The following is a 14,053-nucleotide window of genomic DNA, read 5'->3' on the forward strand; positions in this document are numbered from 1 at the left end:
GCAAACGGTCACCGCCAAAGCCGCATCGACGACCTGCTCCCGTGGAACTTCAAGCCGTCAAGCTGAAAACCTCGTGGGAGCCAGCTAACGCTTACAGAGAGCCACCAGTTAACCTCGCCCATGAGCTCGCCGCGACGGTCGTTGTAAAGCAGGTCCCACGCGGCGAGCCCTTGGGCCCAGCGAGCCTCATCCGGCGTCACTTGCGGCCGATAGCTGCGCGAAGGGATCTCGCGCAGCGGGCCGATATAGGTCATCTGCATCAGGTGGTCACGCACCAGACGGACTGGGCCGAGGACCATTTCGGAGAGGAGCGCCCTGAGGCCGTTCACACGCGGTGTGCGCTCCTCAAGTTCGGCCTTCTTCATGTCCGGGTCGCGGATATCCAGGATGAGGTCGCGGTCCAGCCGCGGCAGTGCGCCCAGCCTCGTGCCAACGGCGATCCGCAGCTGGTCATCGGGTGTGTCTGGTGTCGAGCGGTCGGCGGCGGCTTCACGTGCGAGGGACCAGATTTCGTCCTCAAGCGGTGAACCCGTAGCGAAGTCCTTATCGCCGTCTTCCGGCGTATCGTCGGGAAGCACGGCGCGCAGCAGAAGCGGGTGGGCAAAGTTGAAGTCGGTCAGCTGCGCCCGGCCCTCGGCAGGGGGTGAAACGATGGCGGCGAACGGCTCGCGGTCTATCTCAATCGCAAGGCGCGAAACATAGGGCGCCTGCTCGAGCGCGCTCCAGCGAATGTCAACTTCCAGTCCGACGTCCTGGACGATAGCTTAGTCGCGATACTCCTCGCTTTCCCCGACCAGGTATCGGATGGGCAGTTCTGTGAACTCGGGTTCTCCTATCGAGAGACCAGCGTTCAGCGGCAGGCCGTCCGAGCCTTGGTCATGCGAGAAGTCGAGCACAACCTTCAGGGTGACCGTGCGGTCGAATTCGTGGTTGTGGACCAGCGTCGCGAAGCCCCCGAGGTCGATAAGCCCGCCAGCAATTGTCCGGTCGGGATCGACGTTTCCACGCTCGAGGATTTCGCGCAGGTAGTGCAGCGCCTGCAGGATAGTGCTTTTGCCGGCGCTGTTTGGACCGAAAAGTAGCGTTATGGGCCGCAGGTCGATCCTCTGGCGTGAACCGATGCCCTTGAAGTTCTCGATTTCGATCCGGGTCAAGCGCATCGCGGCACCTCAAAGTTCGCCACGGAAAGCGCGTTGCGAGAGTGAATGAAAGAGTTCCTCTGACGCTAACAGATCAGTATCCAAAGAACGCGACAGTTTGTGAACCCGCGAGAAGAACTCACCAAATCTCGCCTGATCTACGATAGCTGGCTTAATAAATTCGATCTCTTGAAACTTTCCTTTGCTCACCATTCCCTTCATCGAATTGGTGGAGCTTGCTTGAACGAGGCTCTTCGCGACCAGAAACTGACAATAAAGAAAATACGGATCCGTGTTGCCGCCTGGAATTACAGCATTGATTTGTTGATTGAAAGCGACCTCGCGATCAGCAAGCGCAGCGTTCCCAATCACGCTTGGGCTTCTGGCGATGCAGGTTACCAAGGTCGACCCTGACGGAGCGGTGCGTCCGATCCGTTTTCCAGCCGAACTCAGGCGTTCTTGAGCGACGGTCAAGAAGTGGTTCGGCGTGTTGATATTATCGGATTTGATCCATTCAATCTCATCTCCATAGTTCTCCGGGTCTTTCCGAGGCGGTGTATTTCCGGTGACCACCTCTCCAAACGACTTGATTGGCGCCACAGGCAGCCCCTTGGAATTGTTGAGGGGAGTTCCGAACCTCTTAACGAATTCCGATTTGATCAGCTCGTCAACTTTCGCGACAATAGATGCCCGTTTTCGCCTTATACTTTCAGCCTTGTCTAGCAAATCGGAAATGCGGCGCTGCTCCAATAGTGGGAGCAAAGGGACCTTAATCCGCGCCAAACCCTTGCCTGTTATTTGAGGCTGAGAGCTTCCTGAGATTATATCGTCGAAACCCCTGCGAGCGAGAAAGTAGAAAATGTAGCGCTGATCCACCAAATCCAATCTCATTTGGTCTAACGCCATTGCGTTTCCAGTTACATATGATCTGGGTTGTGTGACGTGTAGCGTTCCACACGAACCACGGCACCCGATTATGATCGTGGGCTCTTCGTGAGTGTACTGATCGGCAAACCCGATAATGCCATTTGCTCCATATACTGGAAACCCCTCTGGCCTGAGCTCACGACGAGACAGTGTTGGCCACTGCTTTGGCCTAGCGATCTCAACCAAGTTGACTTCTTGAACGTGGCTCATCGCAGCATCTCCTCAAGCTCAAGAAGCTCAACAGAGATTTCGTCATTTAAGCTCTTCATCCGGTCAATAATTGTTTCTGGTTGATCGTATTCTTGCTCCTGATGGTTGCTGCTTCGATAGCGCCCGATAGAAAGCTCATATCCGGTGTCGCGTATTTCTTCGACATTCACGAAGAACGCTTTTGATTCCCGATCGTTGTCTTTTTTGGGATCGCGGGACTTCCATCGGGAAAGGCAATCGGGGAGATCGTTTGCTTCGATTGGATCGCGCTTGTCGTCCAGTGATCGCCCATCGGCGTTCACATCGTAGAAGAATACGTTGTCGGTCCGCCCGCCCTTGGTGAAGACCAGTATACCTGTCGAGACACCTGCATACGGCTTAAATACTCCGCTGGGCAGTTTGATCACGGCCTCCAACTGGTTCTGGTCGACCAGGAGCTGACGCAACTGACGATGCGCGCCGGAAGAGCCGAACAGCACGCCATCCGGCACAATGGTCGCCGACCGGCCGCCAGTGTTCAGCATGCGCAGGATCAGCGCGAGAAACAGTAGCTCAGTCTTCTTCGTCTTGACCTGACGCAGAAGCCCCGAGTGCACGTCCTCGAAATCCAGGCTGCCCTTGAAGGGGGGATTTGCAAGGATAACGTCGAAACCCTCGCTCGCCTGCCGCGGGAACTTGTCGGAGAAACCGGTGCTGAGCGTATCCTGATAGTGGATATCAGGATCGTCGACCCCGTGCAGCATCAGGTTCATCGCCGCGATCCGCAGCATGGTGGCGTCGAAGTCGAAGCCATGGAACATGTTGCTGCGGATGTGGTCGCGATGCTCTTCGAGCAGGTCGCCCGTGAAGATCTTCTCGACTACGCCAGTCTCGGGATCCTTCTCCTCGATCACCGCCTCGGGCGAGGTGTAGGTCTCGAGCAGGTATTCCATAACGCTGACGAGGAAGCCGCCGGTGCCGCAAGCCGGGTCGCCGATCACGTCGGTCGGCTTGGGCTCCAGCATGTCGACCATCAATCGAATGATGTGCCGCGGTGTTCGGAACTGCCCGTTAATGCCGGCCGTAGTCAGCTTGCTCAGCAGGTACTCGTAGAGGTCGCCCTTCGTGTCGCCCTCTGTCAGCGGCAGCTCGTGGATCATGTTGACGGCCTTCACCAGAAGCCCAGGCTTCTGGATCATCAGCTGCGCGTCCTTCATGAACTCCGCGAAGGCCGTGCCGCTGGCCACTGTGGAGCGGAAATGCGGAAAGACCTTGTCCCGCACCAGGGGCAGCATCTGGTCGGATCCCAGGTGCCGGAACTGCGACCAGCGCAGGTGCTGCTCGTCCTCCTTGAAGCGGCGCTGGAACGGTTTGCCCGTCCGCTTCTGGCGGTTCTCGTCCCGCGCCTCGTTGATGTCGAGGAGGCGCGCGTACATCAGGAACGTGATCTGCTCGATCACCGTCAGCGGGTTGGTGATCCCGCCCTGCCAGAATTCCGTCCAGAGCGCGTCGACGCGCCGCTTGAGCTCACCCGTGACCATTTATGATTTCCTCTCGTTCGGGTTGTCTTCGGGGCGCTCCCCGACCGTGGGGCCGAAGGAGCGCACAATATTGATGAGATCGGTGAGGTCGGCCTCGTCCTCGAACACGCCGTCCGGTCCGTCGGCATCGACCACAGTGAAAGGGTCGTCGTAGAGCCGCTCGACCTCGATCGTACCGTAGCGCGCGATGTGGTTTTGCAGCAGCGCGAGGAAGCGTGTCTGCTTCGCGCTGAGCTTCGGATGCTTCTGGACGAATGCGGTGAACTTGTCTCGCACGGCCTCGGGGTCCATCCCAACGATCATTCGGATGGCGAGATAGAGCGGACCAGCGGTCTCGCTGAAGAATTCCTCAAGGTGTTCCCGCCGCACGTCCGGGTGCTGCGTCAGAATGAGCGATACGAGCGAGTCGATTTCGCGGTCGGACACGGCCTCGCCGGCACGGATTTTCTTGAGGACCGGATTGGTCTCGAAGTGCTTCTTGAGCTCCGCTTCGACGATCTGCTGATAGGCTTTCATGTCGACGGATTTCAGGCTCGCCGAACGCCGTGCAAACTGCATCTGCCCGGCATCCTCGGTGATATCGACCACCTTCGGAGGAAGGCCCTGCGACCCGCCCTTGGCACGGTGATGCATGATTTCGCGCAGCTGAATGCGTGCGTCCTCCAGATCGGCGACAGTTACATCTTTCCAGAAAGCATCCGACTTTACGCGTTTGATGACTTCCGCCTTCTCGCGCACGGGGTTCAGGTGCATCTGCAGAGATGCCAGGCGGTCGAGGAGCTCGATTTTCAGATCGGCAATCTCGCCCGAGCCACGAAGCACTGCGATTTGCATCCGCGCTATGAGAAGATCGAGCGCAAGGGCGTCGCTGAAACCACGGATGTTTCGCCACTGCATCAGAGGTGCGATCTCCTGGCGAAGTCTCGCGACAGTCGCGGGGGCAAACGCCCTCAATACCGCGGGGCGAGATAGCGCGCGTTTCTCTTTCCATTTCTCCCGAATGGCAATGGATTCTTCCGGCAGTGCATTGATATCCTGTGCCACGAGGTCGATCACAGCGTCGAAGGCCGCGATTTCGCTTTTCTGAAGGGCGATCTCGGCAACATTCAACCGCTCTTCGAAGACCTGCTGAGCAAGCGGCTTGCCCTGTGTAGGTTCGGCTGGGCGATAGCCCATTTCGAAGCGGGCAAAATTGCCCCAGTGGTCAAAGATGCGAAACACGCTCTTGTGCTGGCCGAGGCCGAAGAGGTCCGGACAGAGACGCGTGCCTCGGCCAATCATTTGCCAGAACTTCACAGGCGATTTGACGGGCCTCGCGAAAACCAGGTTCACGATCTCCGGGATGTCGATCCCGGTATCGAGCATGTCGACCGAGATCGCTATGGTCAGATCGTTGTTGGTACCTTCGCCCTTGAAATCATCGATCAACTGCTCGGCACGCGGATCGTAGTTGTCGATCACCTGACAAAACTTGCCGGCGTATTGCGGATACATTTCATCGAAGAGCTGACGCATCAGCATCGCATGCTGATGGTTCCGTGCAAAAATGATGCTCTTTCCTAGGATTTGTCCGGTCGCATCCTTGATCCCGTTTTCCATCAGGTTTCGGAGGATCGCGCGGTTGGTGTCCTTGTTATAAATGACCTTGTCGATCTGCTCCGAGGAGAAATCATACTGCGCCGGGTCCTCCCCCTGGTCTTCGAGCTCCTGGATCTGCTGGGGCGATAGGCCATCGAGGGTGATGCCGTCGCGGAGAAACTGCGTCGTGTGCTCATAGACCTCGAATGGGGTCAGGTAGCCTGCCTGAACCGCCTGCTCGAGATCATAATTCGACGTGGGAAGTTGCCCTTCGCACCCAAAGAGGCGGAAGGTGCTCCTCGTAACGAAGTCAACTGGCGTCGCGGTAAGCCCCACCTGATGACAGTCGAAATAGTGAAAGATGTCTCCGTAGACGTTGTAGATGCTTCGATGAGATTCATCCGCGATGATGAGGTCGAAGAAGCCAGGGTCGAAAGACTGGAAGACCTTTTGCATCGCGGGATAGGTCGCAAGGAAGACGCGCTCACTGGCGTTCGTCCTAACGCGCGATGTGATGATCCGCGTGGGCTCCGATAGGAAATCGTTGAAGGCGTTCTTGGCCTGCTTCCGGAGTTCCTTGCGATCACAGAGGAAAAGGACCCGCTTGACCCAACCGGCTCTGATCAGAAGGTCCGTCAGCGCGATCGCAACGCGTGTCTTGCCTGTACCAGTGGCCTGCGCTGATGGAATTGCCGCCCTCATTGGCAGCGTAGACGGTTCCCCTTGTCTGGCCGAGGGCTGCCGGTGCCTCGCCAGCGTTCGTCTCCAGCCAAGCCTGCATTTCAGCGATCTCGCCTTCCTGCGCCGCGATGATCTGGTCCGCCCACGCCTTGGTCTGCGGATCGTCCCCGTATTGCTGGACGATCCTGGCCATGTCGATCGCGCCCTGATGATGCGGGATCATGCCCCGGACGAAGGCGACATCGGGATCGTCGGCCATGACGCCGTCCATCATCAGCCCGTGCGTCTCGTTCATCGCGTCGACATAGGCCTGCGTGAAGTCGGGAAGGTTACTGCTCGCCCGGGCCGCTTCCGCTTGCGCGGGCGGGCTTGCTGGGTGGTGGGTGTCATGCCCGGACTGGGCGAGGGCGGCGCCTGGCAGGCCTGCCAGGATGCTGACGGAAAGGGCGATTGCGGTTCGGTTCATTGATTTCATCCTTTGGTACGGGAGCGCCGGTCCAGATTCGCGGACGCGGGTCTCCGATATGTTCGCGTGGTCTTTCGGGGTCGCGCCGGAGCAGCCGGAGACATCTTCGTTCTCGCGGCGATCCCTGCGCCTCACGCCGCGATGAGACGTGGCGGCCTCAGGATTCCTTCAGGGGACCGATCGCGCGGGTCAGGGTGCATCAACGTGAAAGCTTCGCCGTTCGCGGCCGGGCCGAGCGTCGGCGGCTCGACGAGAACGGCGGCGGTCAGACAGGTCTGGCAGCAGTCCGCCAGATTTGGACTACCGTCATCACTCACGCAGCCTGCGAATCGATCTGCGCCATGTTCGTCCGGCATGTGATGGCGGGCGCAGTGGCTGGCCGTGGCAGCAGTCTGTTCCTGGTGGATGGCGTGTCCGGCGGGACTGGCGTGTGCCGGGACCTGCAGAACCAGGGCGCTGATGGCAAGCAGCAGGATGCAGATCGCAAACTGGCGCAATCCGCCGCATCTTGCCCTGCCAGCAACTCGCGCGCTCCCGTTCATGCGCCACCTTCCTTCCCGGTGGCACGCGAGGCCCGTGCGATGTCACGTTCACGTCGCGCGCCACCCGACACAGCAAGACCGCCCCGCTGACGGAGGCAAGCCGCCTCGGCCAGGTGCTGTTTCGGATCATTGGCAAGGTGGCCGGTCATGTGGAGACGCCTGACTCAGATTTCCTGCGCGCCGAGAAAACGCCCGAAGGGTTGGATAGTCGGGCCGAACAGGAACACTTCATACGGCTCGGGATCGACGCCCGGAAAATCCATGCCGGGCGAGCCGGCAGGCATTCCGGGAACGGCCAACCCTGTCGCATCCGGTCGTTCGGCCAGAAGGCGGCGGATCGCCGCGGCAGGCACATGGCCCTCGACCACATAGCCGCCCACCTCGGCGGTGTGGCAGGAGGCCAGTTCGGCTGGCACGCCGAGCCGCTGCTTGAGGCTGTCCATATCGGTGGATTCCACAACCCGCACCGGGAACCCCGCAGCCTCGATATGCGCGACCCAGCCATCGCAGCAGCCGCAGGACGGATCCTTGGTGACGTTCACCAGAGGCAGCGCTTCGGCATGCCCCCGGCCGATTGTAGACAACAGCAGGGGAAGTGCGCCGGCAGCGGCCAGAATGGCGCGCCGGCTGATGCGGTGATCGTTTCTCATCGTCAAACCTCGCTTCATGGATTCATTGTCTCCCCGTCACGGTCCATGTGCGGCGCACAATGAGGTGAGCAGCGAATCGAAGGCCGCGGCACCGCCATCACAGCTTCACCTTCCGCAAACGCGCGGCATTGGCGATGACACTGACCGAGGACAGCGCCATGGCGGCCGCCGCGATGATCGGCGACAGCAGGATGCCGAAGAACGGGTAGAGCACGCCCGCCGCGACCGGCACGCCTAGGGCGTTGTAGATGAAGGCGAAGAACAGGTTCTGGCGGATGTTCCCCATGACCGCTTCCGACAGCCGCCTCGCCCGCACGATACCTATAAGATCGCCCTTCAGCAGCGTGACGCCCGCGCTTTCCATCGCCACGTCGGTGCCGGTGCCCATGGCGATGCCAACATCCGCGGCAGCCAGCGCCGGCGCGTCGTTCACCCCGTCGCCCGCCATCGCCACCACCTCGCCCGCCGCCTTGTGCCGCTGCACAACCGCGCTTTTCTGATCGGGCAGAACCTCCGCCTCGACCTCGTCGATGCCGAGCTGGCGCGCGACCGCCCTGGCCGTCGTCCAGTTGTCGCCGGTCAGCATGACCACGCGGATACCTTGCGCCTTCAGCGCGGCCAGCGCCTCGGGCGTTGTGGGCTTGACCGGATCGGCGATGGCGAAGATCGCCGCCACCTGCCCGTCCACCCCCATGAAGATCGCCGTTGCCCCGTCCTCGCGCAGCCGGTCGGCCTCATCGGCCAGCGGCGCGACATCGACGCCCTGCTCGGCGAGGAACTTCGCATTGCCAAGGGGAATGCGCTTGCCCTCGACCACCCCGAGCGCGCCCTTGCCGGTGGGGGAGTCGAAATCCGCGACCGGCGCGAGTTCGAGCCCTCGCTCCTCTGCCGCCCGCACGATGGCCAGCGCCAGCGGATGCTCGCTCGCCCGCTCCACGCTGGCAGCAAGCCGCAGCGCCTCGTCTTCGGTGAAGCCAGGGGCGGGAACGATGGCGGTGACGGCGGGCCGGCCCTCGGTCAGCGTCCCGGTCTTGTCGACGATGATGGTGTCGACCTTCTCCATATGCTCCAGCGCCTTGGCATTTTTGATCAGCACGCCGGCCTGCGCGCCACGTCCGACGCCGACCATGATCGACATCGGCGTGGCCAGCCCGAGCGCGCAGGGGCAGGCGATGATCAGGACCGAAACCGCCGCAATGAGACCGAAGGAGAAGCGCGGCTCCGGACCCCATATCGACCAGGCGACGAAGGCAAGCACCGCGACCAGGATCACCGCCGGCACGAACCAGCCCGACACCTGATCGGCGAGGCGCTGGATCGGCGCGCGGCTGCGCTGCGCCTCGGCGACGAGCTGGACGATCTGCGACAGCATGGTGTCGCGGCCGACCTTCTTCGCCTCGATCACCAGCGCGCCGGACTGGTTCATGGTGCCGCCGATAGCCTTGGCACCAACCTCCTTGGTCACCGGCATCGACTCGCCCGTCACCATCGATTCATCGACGGCGCTGCGGCCCTCGATCACCTCGCCATCGACCGGCACCTTCTCGCCGGGCCGCACCCGTAGGCGGTCGCCGACATGGACGCTGTCGAGCTGTACCTCCTCCTCGGTCCCGTCGTCACGAATGATCCGCGCGGTCTTGGGCGCGAGGTCGAGCAGCGCGCGGATCGCGCCGCTGGTGCTCTCTCTCGCACGCAGTTCCAGAACCTGGCCGAGTAGGACAAGGACGGTGATGACCGCCGCCGCCTCGAAATAGACCGCCACCGACCCGTCATGCTGCCGGAACTGGTCAGGAAAGATGCCGGGCGCGAGCGTCGCCACCATGCTGTAGATCCAGGCAGCTCCGGTGCCCATCGCGATCAGCGTGAACATGTTGAGGCTGCGGTTGACGAGCGATTGCCAGCCACGCTGGAAGAATGGCCAACCGGCCCACAGCACCACAGGCGTCGCCAGCAGCATCTGGATCCAGTTCGAGGTCCGCTGGCTGATGAGGTGGTCCAGACCAAGAAGATGGCCGCCCATCTCCAGCACGAACACCGGCAGCGTCAGCACCAGGCCGATCCAGAACCGGCGCGTCATGTCGATCAGTTCCTCGTTCGGCCCGGCCTCCAGGCTGACCAGCACCGGCTCCAGCGCCATGCCGCAGATCGGGCAGGAGCCGGGGCCGACCTGCCGGATCTCGGGATGCATCGGGCAGGTGTAGATCGTCCCCTCGGGCACCGGCTCGGCCCGTTCCGTCGCGGCGGCAGGGTCGAGATAGCGTTCCGGGTCGGCCAGGAACTTCTCCCGGCACCCGGCCGAGCAGAAGTAATAGGGCCGACCCGCGTGCTCGGCCTTGTGCGCGGTCTTGTGGGGATCGACCATCATGCCGCAGACCGGGTCCTTGACCTTGTGGGCACTGTCCGCTGCGACAGCCGCGTGCCCCTGCTCATGGCCGTGGGCCGCATGATCGTGGTGCTGATGATCGTGTTCAGTATTGTTGGTCATTTTTACGCCTCCTCGGCGTCTCGTCCTCGGCCTTGCGTTCGCCGTTCTGCGCTTTCCAATCGCTAGACGGTCAAGAGGTGACTGGAAGCTGGAAAAGTATCGCCGTTTAGTGATTCCCATGGAAATTTCGAACGTTGGTCTGTTCTGGCGCGGCATGTGACCGCATGATGTCAATGTCGGCTGCAGTCTCCTCGCCATCGAGGCAGTATTCCTCCACCTGCAACGTCGAGAAGTAGATGTTGAATCGCTCGCGCAGGAGATGGTTCGCCTGCCGCAGCACCCCCTCGCCGTCTTTCCAGTTCCGAACGCAGATGTGGCTCGAGAAGACATTGCGCCCGGATGTCAGGCTCCAGGCATGGACGTGATGCACATCCGTCACCCCCTCCAATTGCCGGATGGCCGTGATTGCGGCCTCCAGATCCAGGTCTTCCGGCGTGCCCTGAAGCAGGATGTGCAATGCCTCACGCAGAATGCCCCAGGAAGCCCAGAGCAGGACGAGCCCGAAGGCCATGCCAAGCAGGGGATCAATGGCGAGGAAGCCCGTAAATCGGATCACCAGCGCCGAGATGATGATGAGGAAGCTTCCGACGAAGGTCTGGAGGATGTGCCAGTAGGCGCCGCGCATGTTCAGGTTGCCCTTCTGGCGTTCGTACAGCAGCCAGAGCGCGACAAGCTCGGTGGCGATCCCGCCGGCAGCGGTAAACAGCATCGGTGTCGTGGCCAGTTCGATCGGCTCCATGAGACGCATCGCGCCCATCCACAGCACGAAAAGAGCCATCGCGACGAGAAACAGGCCGTTGAAAAGGGCGCCGAGGATCTCGGCCCGGACATAACCGAAGGTACGTGCCGGGCTGGATTTCCGTTCAGTCAAGCGAAGCGCGACCAGTGCGATGAGCACGCCGCCCACGGCAGAGAAGGTGTGGAAGGCATCGGAGATGACAGCGACGGAGCCCGTCCAGATGCCGATTCCCAGCTCGACTACAAAGTAAAGGCCGGTGAGCCAGCCCGAGATGACAAGCGCCTTGCGATCGCCGCCCGCGGGCATGTGACCGGCATGGCCGCCGTGAGACATCGACATGAGTCCGCCTCCTTGTTGCTGAGGGAGAACGCCGGCATCCGACGTCCTCTGCCTGGCCTATGCGCTGACCGCGAATTCGGTCATCATGCCGGTCTCAAGATGCGGCATGTGGTGGCAATGCAGCATCCAGCGCGCGGCCTCGCCGGCGTCGAGCGCGATATCGACCATCGACATCGGCGGCACATATACCGTGTCGCGCAGCGCGCCCCGGACTGCACGTCCGTTCAGTCCGACGACCTGGAACACATGCCCGTGCAAATGCATCGGGTGGCCCATCATCGACATGTTGTGGAATGACAGCACGATCCGCTCACCGCTCTGCGCGGTCACCGGGCGATGCTGGCCCCAGACGGCGCCGTTGATCGTCCACACATAGGGCTGCATCGAGCCGCCCAGCATCACCATGTGGCTGCGGTCCACCGGCCGATCCGGCAAAGCGCCCGCGGCGATCAGACGCGTCTCCTGCGCAAGGTCGCTGTCGAAGGCAGGCGCTTCGGCCTCCGCCATGGTGTCGATGCGCCGTATTTCGGCGCCCTGCGTGGCAAGGATCAGCCCGGTCCGCTCTCGCGCGCCTTCCCGCAGCGCGAGGATCGGCCAGGCGCCGCCCTCCTGCGGCAGGTCGATCTCGAGGTCGAGCCGTTGGCCCATGGCCAAGCCGAACCGCGTGCCGGGGACGGGCTGAACGGCATGGCCATCGACCGCGACGAGCCGGGCCTGCGCTTCGCCAGTCTCGATCCAGAACACCGTTGCCGCGGCGGCGTTGATCACCCGCAGGCGGATGCGCCCGCCGCGCTCGACCTGCACCACCTCGGGATCCGAAAGCGTGCGGTCGTTGGCAAGATAGGCGTCCCAGTCGTAGTCGTTGAGGTCCATCGCCATGCCGTCCATGGCGCCCATTCCCGTCATGCCACCCATGGCGCCGTGATCCATGCCACCCATCGGCATGTTCCCCATCGCGCCGTGGTCCATGGCCGCCATGCCGCCCATGACCGCGCCGTGGCCGCCTCCATGACCGCCGGCGGTCCCGTGGCCGCCAAGGATCTCGGCCATCACCTCCTCGGGTGCCTTGAACGAGAAATCATGCAGGAACAGCACCACCTCCTGCCGGTCGGCGGCGACATCCTCGGCGCTGCGCACGATCAGCGGCGCGGCCAGAAGGCGCATCTCGTGCAGCGGCACATGCGCGTGCATCCAGTAGGTGCCGGGCAGCGGCGCGAAGTCATAGGCGCGAGTCTCGCCGGGGGCGAGCATCGGCAAAGGCATGTCGGGCACGCCATCCTGTGCGTTGGGCGGGATCTGGCCGTGCCAGTGGATCAGCGTGTCAGTATCGAGATCGTTGCGCAGATCCACCCGGAACCGCGCGCCGGGATCGAGTGTCAGCCCCTGTCCGGCTGGCCCGGCAAGACCCCAGACGGTGGCGGCGCGACCGTCGATGTCGAGCGTCCGGGTGGCGGCGTGCAGCGACAGCGGGGCGGCGCCCTGCGCTGCCGCGATCCGGGGCAGATGCGCATAGGCCAGCATGGCGGCGCCAGCGGCAAGAAAGCCGCGTCGTGAAAGGGTATTCATGGTCGTCTCCTCGGGGCAGCTCGTCCCGTTCATCAAAACCGACAGGACGCCGCGGGCCTCGGCCCGGACGCGCGATCAGAGGAGACGGTGCTTGGGAGGTCGTTCGTTCAGTCCAGGTGCCCGACCGGCAAGCACTGCACCGGTGGGCAGGTCATGGCTGGCAGGCGCGTAATCGCTGCCAGAGCTGTCGCTCGGGGAGGTCAGGAAGACCGAAAGACCGGCGCAAAGCAGCTCACAGCTTCCGGTGTCGATCGATCCGCAGTGCTGTTCGCCATCACAGGAATGTTCGCTGCCGGCCGCAACCTGCATCATCTCGCCGACATGCACCGAGTGATCCGGCTCTGCGCTCAAGCGCGCCGCATGCGCGGAGGTCACCGTCGTCATGACGGCGATCGCGAGTACGGCAAGCATAGTGACGAGGCGCGAGAACATGCCGGAAAGATAGGCGCTGGTCACGGGAATGTCCATTGCCTCCGGCGTCGCGCCTCTGGCAGAAATTCATCCTCGGCATGTAGCCAATAGAAATTCCTCGCCACCAATCATGCAACTCATGCGAAAAGAACTCCGTAATATCTTGTGGCCCGGGTTGCTCGTCGGAGGCCTGGTCATGGCGGTCTTCGCTGGCAGGCACTATGCCCAGACCGCATCCAACGCCGCGTCATCTGCAGAAGTCATCGAACAGGGCCGGCAGATCTATGCGGACCAATGTGCGTCCTGCCACGGTGCGCAGCTCGAGGGGCAGCCGGACTGGAAGACGCCCCTTCCGTCCGGGCGTCTCCCGGCGCCACCACACGATGCCGACGGCCACACGTGGCACCATCCCGATGACATCCTGTTCCGGATCGTCAAGGAGGGCACGGCCGCCATCGTCGGGGGCGGCTATAAGAGCGACATGCCGGGCTTTGCCGTCCTCAGCGACGCAGAGATCCAGGCTGCGCTCGCCTATATCAAGAGCACCTGGCCGGAGCGCGAGCGGACCTACCAGGAGAATGTGTCGCAAGCACGCTGAGCGCTGATGGCACCTTCGGGATGGAGCTTCGCTGCAGGCCGGAGCTGCCCGTGCGACCGGCTGCTCAGTTTTCCGAGGCCCACCCGGTGACAGTTGTGGCTGCCGGAGGCTCTGTTGCACAAATCGGCTGATGGCCGGGGTTCCCCTTTCCCCGGACAGACTTATCCCACGGGCTCTGTGACAGGGATGCCGAGCGCGGTGT

13 protein-coding genes are annotated in these 14,053 nt (G+C 62.3%); 1 reads left to right on the forward strand and 12 read right to left on the reverse strand.

The features are described 5' to 3' along the window. Positions 1–8: 8 nt before the first annotated feature. From BW970_RS19685 to BW970_RS19740, 12 genes are all read right to left on the reverse strand, one after another. Entirely contained in the window at positions 9–578 is a 570-nt protein-coding gene (locus BW970_RS19685) for a hypothetical protein (RefSeq protein ID WP_076534600.1), read from the reverse strand. A gap of 186 nt (positions 579–764) precedes the next feature. Then, on the reverse strand, positions 765–1,160 hold the full coding sequence (locus BW970_RS19690; RefSeq protein ID WP_076534602.1) for an AAA family ATPase: 396 nt from the start codon (positions 1,158–1,160) through the stop codon (positions 765–767). 9 nt (positions 1,161–1,169) lie between these two features. Then, positions 1,170–2,276 (reverse strand): restriction endonuclease subunit S, encoded by a 1,107-nt coding sequence (locus BW970_RS19695; RefSeq protein ID WP_076534604.1) that lies wholly within the window; start codon positions 2,274–2,276, stop codon positions 1,170–1,172. Further along, complete coding sequence (locus BW970_RS19700) at positions 2,273–3,796, reverse strand: type I restriction-modification system subunit M (RefSeq protein WP_076534606.1); 1,524 nt, start codon at positions 3,794–3,796, stop codon at positions 2,273–2,275. The genes BW970_RS19695 and BW970_RS19700 overlap by 4 nt, the downstream gene beginning before the upstream one ends. Then, on the reverse strand, positions 3,797–6,076 hold the full coding sequence (locus BW970_RS19705; protein WP_144039035.1) for a DEAD/DEAH box helicase family protein: 2,280 nt from the start codon (positions 6,074–6,076) through the stop codon (positions 3,797–3,799). Continuing rightward, entirely contained in the window at positions 5,958–6,521 is a 564-nt protein-coding gene (copM, locus tag BW970_RS19710) for a CopM family metallochaperone (RefSeq protein WP_076534608.1), read from the reverse strand. The genes BW970_RS19705 and copM overlap by 119 nt, the downstream gene beginning before the upstream one ends. Before the next feature lie 131 nt (positions 6,522–6,652). Then, positions 6,653–7,018 (reverse strand): hypothetical protein, encoded by a 366-nt coding sequence (locus BW970_RS19715; protein ID WP_143128787.1) that lies wholly within the window; start codon positions 7,016–7,018, stop codon positions 6,653–6,655. Between the two features lie 209 nt (positions 7,019–7,227). Beyond that, positions 7,228–7,713, reverse strand: coding sequence for a DUF411 domain-containing protein (locus tag BW970_RS19720; protein ID WP_024899898.1), 486 nt, complete (start codon positions 7,711–7,713; stop codon positions 7,228–7,230). A gap of 97 nt (positions 7,714–7,810) precedes the next feature. Further along, positions 7,811–10,198 carry a heavy metal translocating P-type ATPase gene (locus BW970_RS19725; RefSeq protein ID WP_076534610.1) on the reverse strand — a complete coding sequence of 796 codons (2,388 nt, stop codon included), beginning with the start codon at positions 10,196–10,198 and terminating at the stop codon, positions 7,811–7,813. 106 nt (positions 10,199–10,304) lie between these two features. Then, complete coding sequence (locus tag BW970_RS19730) at positions 10,305–11,276, reverse strand: cation diffusion facilitator family transporter (protein WP_188475584.1); 972 nt, start codon at positions 11,274–11,276, stop codon at positions 10,305–10,307. Positions 11,277–11,333: 57 nt separating this feature from the next. Further along, positions 11,334–12,842: a multicopper oxidase family protein gene (locus BW970_RS19735; RefSeq protein ID WP_024899901.1), complete on the reverse strand. Its 1,509-nt coding sequence runs from the start codon at positions 12,840–12,842 to the stop codon at positions 11,334–11,336. Positions 12,843–12,917: 75 nt separating this feature from the next. Continuing rightward, the gene (locus BW970_RS19740; protein ID WP_210305027.1) at positions 12,918–13,298 is read right to left on the reverse strand and encodes a hypothetical protein; all 381 of its coding nucleotides are present in this window, start codon (positions 13,296–13,298) and stop codon (positions 12,918–12,920) included. A 151-nt stretch (positions 13,299–13,449) separates the two neighbouring features. Between BW970_RS19740 and BW970_RS19745 the strand changes: the two genes are divergently transcribed. Then, positions 13,450–13,851, forward strand: a complete 402-nt coding sequence (locus BW970_RS19745; protein ID WP_163464899.1) for a c-type cytochrome — start codon at positions 13,450–13,452, stop codon at positions 13,849–13,851. Positions 13,852–14,053: the final 202 nt, after the last annotated feature.

The sequence above is a fragment of the Gemmobacter megaterium genome, assembly GCF_900156815.1.
GTDB lineage: Bacteria > Pseudomonadota > Alphaproteobacteria > Rhodobacterales > Rhodobacteraceae > Wagnerdoeblera > Wagnerdoeblera megaterium.

Coding starts and splice junctions, on each gene's coding strand:
- copM (WP_076534608.1), bottom strand. CDS start 6,521: ATGAACCGAACCGCAATCGCCCTTTCCGTCAGCATCCTGGCAGGCCTG.
- BW970_RS19730 (WP_188475584.1), bottom strand. CDS start 11,276: ATGTCGATGTCTCACGGCGGCCATGCCGGTCACATGCCCGCGGGCGGC.
- BW970_RS19695 (WP_076534604.1), bottom strand. CDS start 2,276: ATGAGCCACGTTCAAGAAGTCAACTTGGTTGAGATCGCTAGGCCAAAG.
- BW970_RS19720 (WP_024899898.1), bottom strand. CDS start 7,713: ATGAGAAACGATCACCGCATCAGCCGGCGCGCCATTCTGGCCGCTGCC.
- BW970_RS19690 (WP_076534602.1), bottom strand. CDS start 1,160: ATGCGCTTGACCCGGATCGAAATCGAGAACTTCAAGGGCATCGGTTCA.
- BW970_RS19745 (WP_163464899.1), top strand. CDS start 13,450: ATGGCGGTCTTCGCTGGCAGGCACTATGCCCAGACCGCATCCAACGCC.
- BW970_RS19735 (WP_024899901.1), bottom strand. CDS start 12,842: ATGAATACCCTTTCACGACGCGGCTTTCTTGCCGCTGGCGCCGCCATG.
- BW970_RS19705 (WP_144039035.1), bottom strand. CDS start 6,076: ATGAGGGCGGCAATTCCATCAGCGCAGGCCACTGGTACAGGCAAGACA.
- BW970_RS19700 (WP_076534606.1), bottom strand. CDS start 3,796: ATGGTCACGGGTGAGCTCAAGCGGCGCGTCGACGCGCTCTGGACGGAA.
- BW970_RS19725 (WP_076534610.1), bottom strand. CDS start 10,198: ATGACCAACAATACTGAACACGATCATCAGCACCACGATCATGCGGCC.